Origin of the sequence: Rhodococcus sp. Q1 (genome assembly GCF_004153645.1) — a bacterium.
Taxonomy (GTDB): Bacteria; Actinomycetota; Actinomycetes; order Mycobacteriales; family Mycobacteriaceae; genus Rhodococcus; species Rhodococcus gordoniae.
Genome location: NZ_SDMJ01000001.1, coordinates 513,160 through 528,213, shown reverse-complemented (window position 1 = coordinate 528,213; position 15,054 = coordinate 513,160). Strand labels below are relative to the sequence as shown.

Below are 15,054 nucleotides of genomic sequence, written 5' to 3'. Positions count from 1 at the left end.
TGCGCCGGACCCGTCATCGCACGCCGGCGGCGCGGACGACGGTCGCCATGGCGTCCCCCCAGGCTTCGGCCATCGCGACCAGCTGATCACCGGGCTCGACATCGCGGCCGCGCGCCGCGCGGGCCATGCGGAACTGCACGCTCTTCGCACCCTCGGCGACCGCGCGGAATCCGTCGGCCGCGGCCGCCGCACCGGGGTAGCCGCGACCGTCCATGTAGAGGCTCACGTCGGCGGCGAGTTCGGCGGTCGCGCCGCATTGACGGAGCACCCCGAACGTCCACGGATGGAAGACGTCCATCCCGCCGGTGCGGATCCGGTCGACGTCCGCAAGAACCCGGGTTCCGAGTTCGCGCACCGGGTTCGAACCGGCACGCATACGCAGGTGCCGCAGGAGCACCGTGTCGAACGCATCGCACTGCGGCTGCGACGCCTCGACCCGCACCTGCTCGAGATAGGGCGGCCAGGTGGGTACCGGCTCGTCGAGACCGAACACTCCGCGGAAGTCCTCACCGGTGAGGATGTGATAGCCGCTGTTGTGGAAGTACTCGAGCGTCTCGGCATCCCGGTCGATGAGGTTGGGCACGATCGTGGTCTTGGAACGACTCTCCCGGTATCCGGTGCCCTCGGTGTCGGGCAACCAGTAGGCGTCCACCTCGACCGTGGACAGCAGACCGGCGGCGGCATTGTCCTCGAGGTGGTCCACCGGACGGCGCCACACGTTCATCTCCGCGACGTCGACCCCGTAGAGCGACATCAGGTCTTCGGGGCGGAACTTGAGGAAGGTCCACTGGGCGCCGTCGAACCGGGCCGAGAACGCGCACGCCGCCGCGGGGACCGGATCGTGGCCGAGCGCATGCAGCACCTCGACCCACAGGTCGACGTAACAGTTGGTCTCGGTCCAGATCCTGTCGGCGGCGTGCACGAAATGCGGTGAGTATCCGCCGACGCGGACGTCGATGAGCCGATCGCTCACGGGAACAGCCTGTCGCGCACCGGAACGGGCCAACGGTCGACGTCGAGTCCGTGGGTCCGCAACAACGCCAGGGCGATGCGCTCCATACCGAATCCGACGCACGCGCTGTGTGCGACTTCGCCGTCGGCCGTGCGGATCTCGAACGTCTCGCCGAAGTGCTCACGATGGCAGTTGCAGGAGACCACGGCGGTGCCCTCGTCGAGGTCGCCGTAGAGACGGACGGTCAGTTCGGTCTTGAGGTTCTCGGTGCGCTGGTTGACGGCCAGCATGCGTCCGGCCCGTCCGAAGAACGGATCGTTGGCGGGCACGGCGCTCGCGTCGAGACCGAGCGAGTCGAGCACCTCGAGTCCTCGCTGGATCCAGGAATCACGATGCTGCGCAGCATCGTTCTCGGTGCCGATGCGCACGAACTCGTGCATGCGGAATGCCTGCATGCGGGCGGGATCGACGGCGGGTTCGTGCCGGAAGCAGTAACCCAGAACATCGAGCAGTTCGCCGCCCTCACGCAGCGTGCCGGTGTACCGCGAGTAGGCGGGATGGCATGCGGCGGAGACCAGCACGGTGTCGGCGGGTTCGAGCCACGGGTCCCACGCCTCGCCGCGCGAGCGGGCGGCCAGCAGTGCGGCGTGCTCGGCGTTGCTGCCCGCGAAGGTGTTCACCGCTCCCGTCAGGTGCGGGAACGAGGCGATGTAGTCGGTCCGCTCGAAGCTCGTCCTCGGGAAGACCGGCGGGAAGCGCAATCGCGTCGCCGCCCGGCCCGGACCTGCCGCGACCACCACTCGGTCGATGCCGTCCACGATGTCCTCGAAGACACCCGAACGTCCGTAGAGGCCGGGAACACCGGTCTCCACGAGCAGTTCGGCCCCGAGCAACTGTTGCTGGAAGTCGAGGCGGGCGCGCTCGAGTTCGGACAGTTCGTCGGTGGCAGTGCTGGTCGTGGCCGGACTGGTCACAGAGTCCCCCGGTAGGCGATCGACATCTGGGCCGAGTTGTTCATGATGCGGTCGTTGTTGACCATCACGGCGGCACCGTGCGCGTCGCGCAGGTGACGGCCGAGCGAGTACTGCGAATCCTCGCGGTATCCGGCGATACCGCAGACGAGCATCGCGCGGTTCACCAGATCCACGACGAGGGTGGACGCGGTGACCTTGAGGTTGTTCATGGCGAGCGAGAAACCCATGCCCGACATCGATTCGTCCTGTGCCGACGCCGCGGCGTCGAACCGGGCGGCGGACGCGGCGACGAGATCGGCGAACTGCTGGTGCACGGCGGCCGCTTCGGCGAGTCGCAGCGCACCGGGCGGGGTGACACCCGGGCTGCGGCGGGCCGCCGACCGCACGAACGAACGGGCCTTCTCCATCGTCGCGTCGGCGATGCCGAGCCACACCGCCGACCACACACTGTGCGAAACGGGAAGCATGGTGCGCGACGAGATCTCGGCATAGGACGCACCTACCACGAGATCGGCGGACGTCGTGCCGGTGAGGACGAATCCGGGACTGCATGTGCCCCGCAACCCCAGGGTGTCCCAGCTTCCGGTGGGCTCGAGGGTCACGCCGTCGCGTCGGCACACGACGAGCGCCTGGTCGCTCGGCGGGCTGTCGGCGGTGCGGCGCGCGGTCACCAGGATCGCATCGGCGTACTCGCCGTACGAGATGACCGGCGCGTTCTTGGTGAGCGAGACCGTCTCTCCGTCCCGAGTGAGGGCGCAGACGCTGCTGCGCACGTCGCCACCGGTGCCGAGTTCGGTGGTCGCCGAAGCGATCAGGTAGTCCTTCGCCACCGCCTCGGCGACGAAGGCCGCCACGCCCGGGGTGGAGTGACGCACGAGCGACAGGATCTGCGTCTGGTGCATCGCGAAGATCATCGCGGTCGAGGCGCAGTACCGGCCGAGGATGCGTGCGACGGCGCACAGCTCACCCAGCGACGCTCCCTCCCCGCCCTGTTCGACGGGGACAGCGCAGTTCAGGAGCTTGTAGGCGCGCAGCGCGTCGACGGCCTCGTGTGGAAATCGTCCCTCCCGATCCACCTCGGCCGCCGCGGGTCCGGCGCTCTCGCGTCCGACGATCTCGGCACGCGCGAGCAAGGACAGCTCGGTGTTCTCCGATACGGTGAGCGGCGCGGACACGGAGGTCACGCGACGCCCAGTTCCGTCAACGCCGACCGGATGGCTCCGACGCTCGCGAACGTGCTCTTGCGCAGCAGTTCGTCGGGGAACTCCACGTCGAAGGCGTCCTCGAGGGCGAGCATCACGTTCACGCTGGCGTGCGACGTCAGGCCGAGTTCGTAGAGGTCGGCGGTGGAGTCGAGCACCGTGCTGTCGACCGACAGCTTCGCGTGCGCACCGAGGACCTTGCGGATCACCTGCTCCGTCATGGATGTTCTCCAGTTTCTGCTTCTTCGACGCGGGTCGCCACGACCGTCGCGATGGCATATTCGGGCTCGTGAGAAATCGAGACCTGAATGTCGGTCACCTGTTCATCTCGCGCCAGGGCAGCCGCGTTACCGGCCAGTAGGACGGTGCATCCGCCCCAGTCCGCGCGGCGGATCTCGATGGCTCGCCACGGCACCGCTCGGTCGCGGGGACGCAGGACCTTCATCACGGCTTCCTTCGCGGCGAACCGCGCCGCGAGCCGTTGTGCGCGACCCGGGCCGGTGCATATCTCCAGCTCGTGGAGGGTGAACACACGCTGCAGGTAGCGGTCGCCGAAGCGGTCGATGCTCGACGCGATGTCGCGGACCGTGACGACATCGCAGCCGACGCGTGTCGTCGCGACGCAGGGGCCGCTGCCATCGTCGTTCATGGGTCACTCCTCGGGATGCGCTGCACACGGTAACCGCAGGCCGGCCGAGATACACCATCCGAACACCTCTGGCCCGCAGGAAATCCCGGAAATCACCCCGACTTTCACCCGGAGTGCCCGTCGAGCACCGGCAGTTCGCGCGGTGAGCCGGGGTTCGCCACCGCTACACGCCGCGTCGGTCCCGGCTCGGCGCGTCGACGGCGAAAGGCCCCGACCGGATGGTCGGGGCCTTTCGGTGATCGGGGAACTATGCGGACGCCGGCACGGCTTCCTTGTCGCCCGGCCGCTCGTCCTTCGTCTCCGTCGCTTCGTTCTCGGCGGTGGGCACCGGCGCGGTGCCCTGCGCGTAGTAGAAGTGCGGGCGGCGGTGTCCGAGGAAGGAACCGCACCACGACAGGACCGCGATATAGCGGTTGCGGAAGCCGACCAGGTAGACGAGGTGGACGGCGAGCCACAGGACCCACGCGATGAAGCCGGTGAGTTCGATCTTCCCGACCCGCGTGATGGCGCGGAATCGGTTGATGATCGCCATGCTGCCCTTGTCCTTGTACTGGAACGGGGTGCCCATCGCGACCTTGCCGATGATCATCTTCGCCACGTGGCGGCCACCTTGCATTGCGAACGGCGACTGCGCCGGCAGGTTGTCGAGAGTGACCATGTCGCCGATCGCAAAGATGTCGTCGCTGCGGCCGACGGTGAAGTCCGGGTCGACGAGCAGGCGTCCGCCGCGGACCGTCTCGCAGCCGGTGCGCTCGGCGAGCACGTCGGCGAAGTCGTTGGCCTGGATACCGGCCGACCAGATGATGGTCTCCGCGGTGAGGCGGCGGGTCTCCTCGGTCGTGGGCGTGGTGAGCGTGGCCCCGTGCTCGTCGATGTCGGTGACCATCGTCCCGAGAACGACGTCGACGCCGCTCTTCTCGAGCGATTCCTTGGAGTACTCGCTGAGCTTGCCGCCGAACGGGGGCAGCACCTTGTCGGCGCCCTCGACGAGCGTGACGGTGACGTCCTCCGCGCGGATGTTGCCGATGGACTCGGCGAAGTAGCGCTGCGCCAGCTCCTTGATCTGTCCCGCGAGCTCGACTCCCGTCGGGCCGGCGCCCACGACGATGAAGCTGAGCAGATTCTTCCGACGTTCCGGATCGGTGGTGACGTGTGCTTCCTCGAAGCACCGCACGATCTGACGGCGAAGCCGCTCCGCGTCCTCGACCGTCTTCAGCGCGTACGTCAGGTCGGCGAACTCGTCGCGTCCGAAGTACGCCTGACGCGCGCCGGTCGCGGCGACGAGGTACTTGTAGCCGAGGCGCAGACGCTGACCGCCGGCTTCGTAGACGACCGTGTTCTCTTCGGGCAGGACATCGACGACCCGGCCCAGACGGACGTCGGCCTGGGGGTACTCGGCGAGGATCGCACGCACGGAAGGAGCGATCTCACCGGGCGAGAGAACCCCGGTGGCGACCTGGTAGAGCAGCGGCTGGAACAGGTGCTCGGTGGTCTCCGAGATCAGTACGAAAGGCGTGCCGGCCTTGGCGAGCTTCTTGGCGGTGGCCAATGCTCCGAAGCCGGAGCCGACGATGACCACGTCCGTCCGATCGATCCGGGTCGCTGTGTCCGCACCGTCCATGCTGTCGTAAACCTCCGCGTGCTGGTGTCATCTCCGTTGATGTATGACTCCCAACGTAGGTACGAAGGACCCTTGTTATCCACTAACCTGGGATATTCGAAAAACTGTTATCTGTTCTGCTCATAAATACAGGTGGCCTGTCCTCGGGAGGAGCCATGGATTTCCGTCAGCTGCGCTACTTCTTCGCCGTCGGTGAGGAGGGCAGCTTCTCTCGTGCCGCCCAGCGTTGTTTCATCTCGCAGTCGGCGATCAGCCATCAGATCGCGAAGCTCGAACACGAACTCGGCGCCACCCTGTTCGACCGCACCACTCGTTCGGTCGAGCTCACCCCCGCCGGCCGGCGCCTGATGCCGATCGCCGCCGAGGTGCTCGGCCTCGAAGCGAAGGCCCTCGAGGTCGGCCGCGAGCCGCGGGAGAGCATCCGGATCACCGCGAACATGAGCTTCGCATCGCAGAGTCTCGACGCGATCTCCAGCGTCCGGGAACGTCATCCCCAGATCGACGTGGAGTTCGTCATCAAGGACTTCACCGACCGCGTCAATGCGGTCGCGTCCGGGGAAGCCGACCTCGCGCTGATCCGCGGCGACGTCGACCGGCCGGGTCTGGAAGCGGTGCGCCTCGGCATCGAGGAACTCGTGATCGTCACGTCGAGCGAGCACCCGCTGTCGGCGTTCTCGACCGTCGACCTCGGCGATCTCGCCCACTATCCGTTGCTGCTGCCGCCGCGGGCCAACCAGGTGCTGTTGCACCGTGTCGTGGAGGACGCTTTCGTGGAGGTCGGGCGCCGCGTGCGCCTCGGACCCCCGATCGCCCGCGACCACACGGCGACGCTCGAGGTACTCACCAATCCGCGGGCGTGGACCGTGCTCTACGCCGGGACGGCGGCCGGCACCCCTCGCAAGGGGCTGAAGTTCATGCGCGAGATCCACCATCGGCTGCAGGTGCCGGTGTGCGGGGTGGTGCAGAGGAACGCGAACCCGAACCCCGAACTCGAGTTCCTCATGCGGGCGCTCGCGCATTCGATCGTGCCGCCCACCGACAGCGCGCCGTGACCCGATCCTCCCCACGGCCCGGAGGAATCGGAGAGTCCGCCCCCTACAGCGTGGTGGCAACCTGCCACGCCGAGTGCATTGCGCCTTCGATGTAATCGACCGAACCGGCGTCACCGACGACCCGGACGTCGACGCCCGAGCCGGTCAGTTCCTCCGCCAGAGGAGCGGCCGCCGACACCCCCGTGGCAACGATCACCATCGATGCCCGCACCGAATGCGTTTCTCCGCCTGCGACGAACTCGACGGTCTTGCGGGTGATGCGCTTCAGGGCGGCATTGCGGTGGATGTCGACGCCGACGTGGCGGGCATGTTTGACCGCCGTCCACCGGCGCGGCATCGCCATGGGCACACCGAGCTGACCGCCCTCGGCGACAAGGGTCACGCGGCTGCCGCGCTCGGCGAGGAACTCGGCCAGCTCGAGGCCCACGAGAGAACCGCCGACCACGACGACGTTGCGGGTCATCGGCAGGAACTTGAGGAACTTGGTGCTCAGGAACCGGATCCTGTCCGGGCTCTTCGTGATCCCCAGCGCACCCCCGAGCCGCCCCATCACGCGCAGCAGAGGGGACTGGCCGGAGACGTCACCGGATCCGGTCATGAGAGCGCGCATGGTATCGCCGGTGTGTACGTGCGGGAGATTGCCGCCCGGGACGTCGGGCCGGTCGCGGACGGCGCCGGTCGCGACGACGACGACGTCGGGCGAGAGCGCCCGGACGGTCGCGGCGGTGGCGGTGGTGCCGAGCCGGACGTCGACGCCGAGGCGGGCGACCTCACTCTTCAACCAGTTCAGCAGCCGTTCGTTGTCGGGGGTGGTCAGCGTGGAGAACCACAGGGTGCCACCGAGCCGGTCGGTCTTCTCGAGCACGGTGACCCGGTGCCCGCGTTCGGCGGCGATGCGCGCGGACTCGAGACCGCCGGGGCCGGATCCGACGACCACGACATGCTTGCGGGTCTCCGTTTTCGGGAACGGCAGCAGGGTCTCGTTACCGAGCGCCGGATTGACAGCGCACAACGGGGTGTCGTCCCAGAAATTCTCCTGGACGCACACGTAGCAGTTGATGCAGGGGCGAATCCGCTCGGGCGTACCGGCTTCGAGCTTGTTCACCACTTCCGGATCGGCCAGGAGCTGACGACCCATCGCGACGAAGTCCGTGCGTCCTTCGGCGATCATCTTCTCTCCGACCTCGGGGAGCATACGGCCGACGGTGATGATCGGGACCGACACCGCACGCTTGATCACGGCAGCGTTGTCGGTGTAGAAACCGACCTTGTTCGGCAGCGGGCCGTCGGTGAAGTTCGCGAACGCGTTGAGCGCCGTACCCGTCACATGGATGGCGTCGGCACCGGCCTGTTCGAGCAATACCGCTGCGGCAGCTGCCTCGTCGGGTGCCATGCCGTCCGATTCGCCGTACTCCTGCCCGGCCAGACGGACGATCACCGCGAGGCTGTCCCCGACCTCGTCCTTGACGGCGCGCACGACCTCACAGGCGAGTCGTGCCCGGTTCTCGAGCGAGCCGCCGTATTCGTCGGTGCGCTGGTTCGAGTAGCGGCTGAGGAACCCGCCGAGCACATAGTTGTGAGCACAGTGGATCTCCACCGCGTCACCGCCTGCCGCCTTCACCCGGGCGGCCGCCTCGGCGAACATCCTGACGAGCCACGCCAGATCCTCGTGGGTGGCTTCGTGATAGGTCGACGTCTTGCCCCCTTGGATGGCGGCCATCTTCTTCAGTTCCGCCGGGGTGCAGTCGATCATGGCGCTCATGTCGCTCGGCGGCCGGGGCTGCGAGGGGACCAGCATAGGGCGGTCTTCGAGCGTGTCGATCCGCGCGACCCTGCCGTGATGGGTCATCTGGACACACAGCTTGCTTCCGGCCGCGTGGACGGCGTCGGCGAGGGCCGCGAGACCGGGAATGAATCGGTCCTCGGACAGGCCGGGTTCCTTCTCGCTGGCGCAGCCGAGCGGATAGGCGACCGCGCAGCAGCCGGTGATGATCATGCCGGTACCACCGGCGGCGCGCGCGGCGAAGTGGTCGATGTCGGGCTGGTGGATCTCACCGTCCTCGCACAGGTTCATGTCCATCGCCGCGAGCACCACTCGGTTGTCGAGGGTGATCGGGCCGATGGTGCCGGCGGAGAGGAGGTGGGAATAGGACCGGGTGTCGTTCATAAGGAAAGCAGCTCCTGGAAATAGCCGAGAGAGATCTCTCGAATAGCATGAGAATGTGTTGTGCAGCAGGTCTATACGCGATGGGCGTTCCTCGGAAGCGTGTTTCGGCGCGCATCCCGGCGGGGTCGGACGAGAGCCTGCAGGGCGGCACCGTAGCGGTCGACGATGTCGTCGATGGGCGCGGCGAGCAGCCACGGGCTTTCCACGACGTACAGGGAGGTCATCAACCCCGCGAGCTGTGCTGCCAGCAGATGAGCGCGCAACTCGGCGTCGTCGCCGTCGAGACGCGGCGCCAAGGGGGTGATGATCATCTGTTCGATGGCGTCCTGCAGGTGCTCGCGGACGGCGGGGCGGTCCGACGCGCGTACGAGTGCGGCGTAGACGGCACCGGATTCGTCGGTCTGCCGGGCGCGGGTGCGCCGGACGACGAAGTCGACCAGCGCTCTGCCCAATCCGTCGAGTGGCCCCCCGATGACCTCGAGGAACGCGTCGGACATCGTCATCGTCCGCACGAACAACTTTTCCTTGGATCCGAAATAGCGAATGACCAGCGCGGGATCGACACCGGCGTGGCGCGCGATATCCCGGACGCCGGTGGCGGCGAAGCCCTGCTCGGTGAACAATTCCTCGGCCGCTTTCTCCACGGCAGCACGGTTGTGGGCGGTACCGGTACGGGCACCCTGCTCGATTTCGCCAGACATCCTCGTCCTCACCTGTAGTTCCGCCAGTTCAGTCAACGGCGTTGACGAGAGCATGTCAACAGTGTTGACCGTCTCACCGTCACAGAATGCGGGCTCACCGATGAAGGTGCACGTCGCATCCGGCGTGAGCACGATGACCGTCCTCGTACGCACCTACGGATGCACCCGTCGCCGACCGGACTCGGACCGTTCGGCCGGCCCTCGTGCAAGGATGCGAGGAGCAGTAGTCGACGAGGCCGCAGGAGGCGCTCATGGAGCACACCGAATCGTCGTTCACCGGCGGCGGGGCGATCCCGATCGTGTACGACGTGTGGTCGCCGGAGGCCCCTACGGGCGTGCTGATCCTCAGCCACGGACTGGGCGAGCACGCCCGTCGCTACGACCACGTCGTCGAACGGCTCACCGACCTCGGCCTGGTCGTGTATTCGCCCGACCACCGCGGTCACGGGCGGTCGGGCGGCAAGCGTGTACACGCACGCGAGATGCGCGAGTTCACCGAGGATCTCGACACCCTGATCGACCTTGCGCTCCACGAGCATCCCGGACTGCCGGTGTTCATGCTCGGGCACTCCATGGGGGGTGCCATCGCACTCGCCTACGCGCTCGACCATCAGGACAGGCTCACCGCGCTCCTGTTGTCCGGACCGGCCGTGATCGTCACGTCGGGAACACCGAAGCCGGTCGTGGAGATCGGCAAGCTGATCGGACGTTTCCTGCCCGGTGTGCCGGTGCAGAAGCTCGACAGCACGGCGGTGTCGCGCGATCCCGCCGTGGTCGCGGCGTACGACGCCGATCCGCTCGTGCACCACGGTCTCGTGCCCGCCGGGCTCGCGCGAGTGCTGGTGCTCAACGAGCAGAGCCTCGAGCAGCGCCTTCCGAGCCTGACCCTGCCGTTGCTCGTCATGCACGGCACCGAGGACACCCTCGCCGATCCGGCCGGGGCGCAACTCATCGCCGACCGTGCCGGTTCGGAGGATCTGACGCTGAAGTTGTACGACGGGTTGTTCCACGAAATATTCAACGAACCGGAGAAGGACCGCGTGCTCGACGACCTGACGGCCTGGTTGAAGGCCCGGCTCGCCGGCCGATAGGAGAACTCGTGTCGACACGCATGCCGGTCGCCTTCCTCGGCCACGGCAGTCCGCTCAACGCGCTCGAATCGAACCGCTACACGCAGGCATGGGCGGCATTCGGACGTTCCGTTCCGACTCCCCGCGCGATCCTGGCGATCTCCGCGCACTGGTACATCAACGCCACTGCTGTGACGTCGATGCGATCGCCCCGCACGATCCACGATTTCTTCGGGTTCCCGCAGGACCTGTTCGACGTGGAGTATCCGGCTCCGGGTGCTCCGGAACTGGCGGAGGAGATCGCCGATCTCGTGCGCCCGACGTGGGTGGGCGCCGACATCGATTCGTGGGGCATCGACCACGGCACCTGGTCGGTGCTCACCCATGCTTTCCCGAATGCGGATATTCCGGTGGTGCAACTCGGCCTCAATGCCTACAAACCGCTCAACTATCACGTGGATCTCGGCGCTCGCCTCGCCGCATTGCGCGACCGTGGGGTGTTGATCGTCGCGAGCGGCAACGTCGTCCACAACCTCGGGGCGTTGGATCCGCGGCGACCGGGGACGGGATTCGACTGGGCGCATCGATTCGACGAGGACGTCCTCGCCATCCTTCGGGACCGTCCCGGAGACGCGGCTGCGCTGCACGAGCACGCCGACTATCGCAAGGCCGTGCCCACCCCGGACCATTTCCTGCCGCTGCTGTACGTCGCGGGTCTCACCGCCGAGTCCGGGGAACAGCCGGCCACTCTCGTCGACGGGGTCGAATACGGATCGTTGTCGATGACGTCGTATGCCCTCGGAACGGACTGCCCGTCCACCGACGGTGACGGGCACGGGGCCGGATTACCCGAGACCCCGGAACCATCCGACACCAACCTGTGAGCGTTCAGGCAGCGTCGTCCACTGCCACGATCGCGCGCCGTGCGAACCGGGTACTGAGTCCGATCAGCTCCATCGCCTCGGGAAGCGCGCGGGCCAGGACCGGCCACGCGTGGATCTGCCCGCGCCACAGATGTGTCTCCACCGACCGACCTGCCGACGCGAGATGCTCGGTCATGATCTCCACGTCCGGCCTGGTCAGCTCGTATTCGGCCGCGCACATGAACATCGGGGGGAACAGCGCGGGATCGGCGTCGACGGGGTTCATCTCGCCCTCGATCGCTTCTTCTCCGGCGAACCAGCGCGGACGGATCTTCCCGAGGGCCTTGATGGGTAGGTAGGCGTCCCTCGCCATGTACTTCGGATCGTGCTTGTCGAGATCGAGGTTGAGCAGCGGCGAGTAACCGATCACCGCTGCCGGTCGCGGGATGCCGCGACGCGCGGCGAGCTCGGCGACCTTCGCCGCGAGATAACCACCGGCCGAATCGCCCCCGACGACGATGCGGGTGGGGTCGTCGGCCACCTCGAGCAGTGCGGTGTACGCGTTCATCGCGTCCTGCACCGAACCTGCGATCGGCACCGCGGGCACCTGCCGGTAATCCATCGAGTACACCGGTGCGCCGGAGTCCAGGGCCAGTTGCACGCACAGCTGACGGTGGGTGGACGGGCCGCAGAAGATGAAACCGCCGCCGTGGAAGTAGAGGATGGTGGCGTCCTCGAGCGGGTCGTCGACCGGCTTCGGGGAGATGATCCGCTCACCGGGCACTCCACCGAGTTCGGTCTGCGTGACGTGCACGGCACGCGGGGTGGGCGTGATCCTGTCGACCACCCACGACAGCCGGCCGAGCACGGCGATTCCGAAGTCGTTGCTCGGCCAGAGGCTCAGGATCGGCTTGAAGAGGATCCGGACCACCCACAGGAGGATCAGCGCGACCCTACTGCTGCGGTCGTGCCAGGTCACCGCATCGGTACGCATGTGCACACACTATGTGACCGATACGGTTCGGGCATCGAGAGTTCCGACACCCGCGAGTCCCGGCAGGGATACCGGTCACCCGATCCGCAGCAGCGGCACGAGCAGTTCCTCGTCGGTCAACGCCCCGTGCTGCCCGGGCAGGTTGGACATGACCTGCTCCCCGTCGCTGCGGATCACCGTCGATTCGCCTCGTCCGACGGCCACGATGTCGCCGATCCGCCTGGCCAGCGACGGATCGGGATCGGATCCGAACAGGCACGCCGCGAACGCGTCGTCGCGGGTGCCGACCCACGCGTGGTCGCCGAGTTCGTTGCGCCAGCGTTCGAGGACCCGGCCGACGTGGTCGGTATAGATGTGGCGACATCGCGGCTCGCCGGCAATGACGGTGACGTCCTCACCCAGACCCGGTGTGTGGTCGAAGTCGATGCGACGGCCGCGGGAGGCATCGACCATGCCGTGGTCGGCGGTGACGAGCAGACGGGTGCCGTCCGGCAGCGCCCCGGCAAGCTGTTCGACGAAACGGTCGACCACCGTGAGCTGCGCGAGCCACGCTGCGGATTCCGGCCCGTAGACGTGCCCGAGCGTGTCGACCTCCCCGATGTAGCAATAGACGAGACTGCGGTCGCCCGTGCGCACCGCGGCGGCGACCTGGGCGAGCAGATCGCCGTAGGCGGAGACCCCGACGAAGTTGCCGCCGCGCAGCACGGCCCGGGTGAGACCGCTCCCTTCGAAGGCCTTCGGCACGACGGTCGTGACGGTCAGCCCGGCCTCGCGGCCGCGTTCGAACACCGTCCGGTGCGGCTGCACGGTCTCCGGAACGAGGTCGTCGCGCTGGTCGATCGCGGTTCCGGCGAGGGTCCAGCGCAGCCAGTTCACCGGAGCTTCGATCTCGTCGACATACGACTGGTAGCCGGTGATGCCGTGGAGACCGGACGGCAGCCCGGTCCCGAGGGAAGCGAGGCTGACCGCTGTGGTCGTGGGGAAACCGGCACGCATCGGGCTCCCCGGCGCCTGTGTCAGGTACGGGGCTGCTTTCGTGTTGCGCTGCAGCAGTTCCCATCCCATTCCGTCGACGAGCAGGACGACGGTGTGGTCGGCCGGGGCCAGGTCGAGTCGATTGCTCTCACCGGCGACCCCCGCCGACGAGAGCACCGAGGGCATCAGGTCGGCGAGGGTCGGCTCGGCGTAGACGTCGCGCAGGGGCAGGCTCATATTCCGAGTATGAGCCACGGCCGTGCGCGCGGGTGTCACTTGATGTCGGACCCGTGCTTCGTCAGCGGCATGATCTCGATGTTCATGTAGGGGAACAGCGGCAGGTTCCACAGGATCTCGTGCAGCTCGTCCGCCGACTCGACGTCGAAGATCGAGATGTTGCTGTACTGGCCGACGATCCGCCAGATCTCGCGCCACTTGCCCTGGCGCTGCAGATCCTGACTGTAGGCCTTCTCCTTGGCGACGGTCTCGGCGCGCACGTCGGGGTCGAGATCACGGGGGATGTCGACATCCATCCGAACATGGAACAGTGCCATGATATTTCTCCTTCTTCTGTTCTGGCGAAAATGCGGATCAGGAGCGCGCGTACTTCTTCACGACGTCCATGTCGAGGTCGACGCCGAGACCCGGCCCCTCGGGCAGGTGCACCTGACCCTCGGAGTAGTCGAGCGGCTTCTGCAGAAGTTCGACGGCGAACAGCTGCGGACCGAACAGTTCGGTGCCGTAGTCGATCCCCGGTTCGGCGCAGGCGAAGTGGATGGACGCCGCGGTGCCGATGGGTCCTTCGATGGAGGTCGCGCCGTGGCAGCGCAGACCTGCCGCCTTCGCGACGGCGACGACCTGCTTGCTGCGCTGCAGCCCACCGCACTTGGTGGTCTTGAGGGCGACGACATCGGCGGCGCCCAGCTTGGCCACTTCGTACGCGTCGTGCGGAGTCTGTACGGATTCGTCGGCCATCACGGGCGCCGAGACGCGGCGGTTGATCTCGGCGAGAACATCGAGTTGGTCTGCGGGAGTGGGCTGCTCGATGAGCTCGACACCACCGTCGACGAGTTGCGGGACGTGGCGCAACGCGGTGAAGCGGTCCCAGCGGGCATTGACGTCGATGCTGAATCCGACCTCGCCGCCGAACGCTTCCACGATCTTGACGACGCGGCCGGTGTCGACCGCCGGGTCGAGCGCACCCATCTTGAGCTTGAAGGAGAAGTTCAGGCGCTGCTCGCGCTTGTGTGTGACCTCTTCGACGATCTCCTCGAGTGGAGCCGCGCCGAGCGCCCAGCGCACGTCGACGCCGGTGCGGAAGGCACCGCCGAGCAGCGACGCGACCGGCACACCCAGTGCACGACCCCAGGCGTCGTGCATCGCGACGTCCACGGCGGCCTTCGCGAAACGCGCGTTGGCGACGATGCGCTCGATATCGACCATGACGCCGCTGATTTCGTCGACGCCGCGCCCGATGATGTAGGGACCGATGTAGCGGTCGACGATCTGCTGCATCGTCTCGACCGACTCGCCGCCCCACCACGGTCCGCCCGGCACGACGCCCTCACCGTAACCGGTGACGCCATTTTCGGTGGTCACCGCGACGAGCAGGATCGGCTGCGCCTCCGAGGTGGTGGTGGCGAACTTGTGGGGCCGGATCAACGGCACATCGATGATCGTCGTGGTGACGGATGCGATCTTCAGATCGGGATCGGACATCGGAATTGCTCACAATCGGGTCGGGGTGTGACAGGGGGTACGTCGCCGGTGTATTCAGCATGAATGCCGGTGCCCCAGAGGGACACCGGCATTCACGATGCGAACCGCGCTCTCG

Annotated in this window: 15 protein-coding genes; 3 read left to right on the top strand and 12 right to left on the bottom strand. The window is 67.2% G+C overall.

Annotated elements, in window-relative coordinates; genetic code table 11:
* Nucleotides 1-13: 13 nt before the first annotated feature.
* From EQ874_RS02515 to EQ874_RS02490, 6 genes are all read right to left on the bottom strand, one after another.
* Entirely contained in the window at nucleotides 14-973 is a 960-nt protein-coding gene (locus EQ874_RS02515; RefSeq protein ID WP_064062466.1) for a DUF1839 family protein, read from the bottom strand.
* Complete coding sequence (locus tag EQ874_RS02510; protein ID WP_129975346.1) at nucleotides 970-1,926, bottom strand: amino acid--[acyl-carrier-protein] ligase; 957 nt, start codon at nucleotides 1,924-1,926, stop codon at nucleotides 970-972. The genes EQ874_RS02515 and EQ874_RS02510 overlap by 4 nt, the downstream gene beginning before the upstream one ends.
* The gene (locus tag EQ874_RS02505; protein ID WP_064062464.1) at nucleotides 1,923-3,110 is read right to left on the bottom strand and encodes an acyl-CoA dehydrogenase family protein; all 1,188 of its coding nucleotides are present in this window, start codon (nucleotides 3,108-3,110) and stop codon (nucleotides 1,923-1,925) included. Before EQ874_RS02505 ends, EQ874_RS02510 begins: the two co-directional genes overlap by 4 nt.
* A complete protein-coding gene (locus EQ874_RS02500) occupies nucleotides 3,107-3,349 on the bottom strand; it encodes an acyl carrier protein (protein WP_016931556.1) in 243 nt (80 codons plus the stop codon). Before EQ874_RS02500 ends, EQ874_RS02505 begins: the two co-directional genes overlap by 4 nt.
* Nucleotides 3,346-3,777: a holo-ACP synthase gene (acpS, locus tag EQ874_RS02495; RefSeq protein WP_064062463.1), complete on the bottom strand. Its 432-nt coding sequence runs from the start codon at nucleotides 3,775-3,777 to the stop codon at nucleotides 3,346-3,348. The genes EQ874_RS02500 and acpS overlap by 4 nt, the downstream gene beginning before the upstream one ends.
* A 247-nt stretch (nucleotides 3,778-4,024) precedes the next feature.
* Nucleotides 4,025-5,398, bottom strand: coding sequence for an NAD(P)/FAD-dependent oxidoreductase (locus EQ874_RS02490; RefSeq protein WP_129975344.1), 1,374 nt, complete (start codon nucleotides 5,396-5,398; stop codon nucleotides 4,025-4,027).
* A gap of 155 nt (nucleotides 5,399-5,553) precedes the next feature.
* Between EQ874_RS02490 and EQ874_RS02485 the strand changes: the two genes are divergently transcribed.
* On the top strand, nucleotides 5,554-6,450 hold the full coding sequence (locus EQ874_RS02485) for a LysR family transcriptional regulator (RefSeq protein ID WP_064062461.1): 897 nt from the start codon (nucleotides 5,554-5,556) through the stop codon (nucleotides 6,448-6,450).
* Between the two features lie 43 nt (nucleotides 6,451-6,493).
* Here the strand turns inward: EQ874_RS02485 and EQ874_RS02480 are convergent, their stop codons facing one another.
* Nucleotides 6,494-8,617, bottom strand: a complete 2,124-nt coding sequence (locus EQ874_RS02480; RefSeq protein ID WP_129975342.1) for an FAD-dependent oxidoreductase — start codon at nucleotides 8,615-8,617, stop codon at nucleotides 6,494-6,496.
* Between the two features lie 71 nt (nucleotides 8,618-8,688).
* Nucleotides 8,689-9,318, bottom strand: coding sequence for a TetR family transcriptional regulator (locus EQ874_RS02475; RefSeq protein ID WP_129975340.1), 630 nt, complete (start codon nucleotides 9,316-9,318; stop codon nucleotides 8,689-8,691).
* Nucleotides 9,319-9,569: 251 nt separating this feature from the next.
* Between EQ874_RS02475 and EQ874_RS02470 the strand changes: the two genes are divergently transcribed.
* Together EQ874_RS02470 and ygiD are read left to right on the top strand one after the other, a co-directional pair.
* Nucleotides 9,570-10,409 (top strand): alpha/beta hydrolase, encoded by an 840-nt coding sequence (locus EQ874_RS02470; RefSeq protein WP_129975338.1) that lies wholly within the window; start codon nucleotides 9,570-9,572, stop codon nucleotides 10,407-10,409.
* Nucleotides 10,410-10,429: 20 nt separating this feature from the next.
* A complete protein-coding gene (gene ygiD, locus EQ874_RS02465; RefSeq protein WP_129975941.1) occupies nucleotides 10,430-11,272 on the top strand; it encodes a 4,5-DOPA dioxygenase extradiol in 843 nt (280 codons plus the stop codon).
* Nucleotides 11,273-11,276: 4 nt separating this feature from the next.
* Here ygiD and EQ874_RS02460 read toward each other — a convergent pair whose 3' ends face one another.
* The 4 genes from EQ874_RS02460 to EQ874_RS02445 all read right to left on the bottom strand — a co-directional run bounded on the left by EQ874_RS02460 (nucleotide 11,277) and on the right by EQ874_RS02445 (nucleotide 14,939).
* A complete protein-coding gene (locus tag EQ874_RS02460) occupies nucleotides 11,277-12,245 on the bottom strand; it encodes an alpha/beta hydrolase (RefSeq protein ID WP_064062457.1) in 969 nt (322 codons plus the stop codon).
* Between the two features lie 75 nt (nucleotides 12,246-12,320).
* The gene (locus EQ874_RS02455) at nucleotides 12,321-13,457 is read right to left on the bottom strand and encodes a nucleotide pyrophosphatase/phosphodiesterase family protein (RefSeq protein ID WP_129975336.1); all 1,137 of its coding nucleotides are present in this window, start codon (nucleotides 13,455-13,457) and stop codon (nucleotides 12,321-12,323) included.
* A gap of 35 nt (nucleotides 13,458-13,492) precedes the next feature.
* Nucleotides 13,493-13,774, bottom strand: a complete 282-nt coding sequence (gene catC / locus EQ874_RS02450; RefSeq protein WP_064062455.1) for a muconolactone Delta-isomerase — start codon at nucleotides 13,772-13,774, stop codon at nucleotides 13,493-13,495.
* Between the two features lie 37 nt (nucleotides 13,775-13,811).
* The gene (locus tag EQ874_RS02445) at nucleotides 13,812-14,939 is read right to left on the bottom strand and encodes a muconate/chloromuconate family cycloisomerase (protein ID WP_129975334.1); all 1,128 of its coding nucleotides are present in this window, start codon (nucleotides 14,937-14,939) and stop codon (nucleotides 13,812-13,814) included.
* Nucleotides 14,940-15,054 lie beyond the last annotated feature (115 nt).

Excerpts from the sequence above, each read along its gene's own strand:
- EQ874_RS02470 (WP_129975338.1), top strand. The coding sequence starts at position 9,570 with ATGGAGCACACCGAATCGTCGTTCACCGGCGGCGGGGCGATCCCGATC.
- EQ874_RS02460 (WP_064062457.1), bottom strand. The coding sequence starts at position 12,245 with ATGCGTACCGATGCGGTGACCTGGCACGACCGCAGCAGTAGGGTCGCG.
- EQ874_RS02445 (WP_129975334.1), bottom strand. The coding sequence starts at position 14,939 with ATGTCCGATCCCGATCTGAAGATCGCATCCGTCACCACGACGATCATC.
- ygiD (WP_129975941.1), top strand. The coding sequence starts at position 10,430 with ATGCCGGTCGCCTTCCTCGGCCACGGCAGTCCGCTCAACGCGCTCGAA.
- EQ874_RS02485 (WP_064062461.1), top strand. The coding sequence starts at position 5,554 with ATGGATTTCCGTCAGCTGCGCTACTTCTTCGCCGTCGGTGAGGAGGGC.
- EQ874_RS02455 (WP_129975336.1), bottom strand. The coding sequence starts at position 13,457 with ATGAGCCTGCCCCTGCGCGACGTCTACGCCGAGCCGACCCTCGCCGAC.
- catC (WP_064062455.1), bottom strand. The coding sequence starts at position 13,774 with ATGGCACTGTTCCATGTTCGGATGGATGTCGACATCCCCCGTGATCTC.
- EQ874_RS02475 (WP_129975340.1), bottom strand. The coding sequence starts at position 9,318 with ATGTCTGGCGAAATCGAGCAGGGTGCCCGTACCGGTACCGCCCACAAC.
- EQ874_RS02480 (WP_129975342.1), bottom strand. The coding sequence starts at position 8,617 with ATGAACGACACCCGGTCCTATTCCCACCTCCTCTCCGCCGGCACCATC.
- EQ874_RS02490 (WP_129975344.1), bottom strand. The coding sequence starts at position 5,398 with ATGGACGGTGCGGACACAGCGACCCGGATCGATCGGACGGACGTGGTC.
- acpS (WP_064062463.1), bottom strand. The coding sequence starts at position 3,777 with ATGAACGACGATGGCAGCGGCCCCTGCGTCGCGACGACACGCGTCGGC.
- EQ874_RS02500 (WP_016931556.1), bottom strand. The coding sequence starts at position 3,349 with ATGACGGAGCAGGTGATCCGCAAGGTCCTCGGTGCGCACGCGAAGCTG.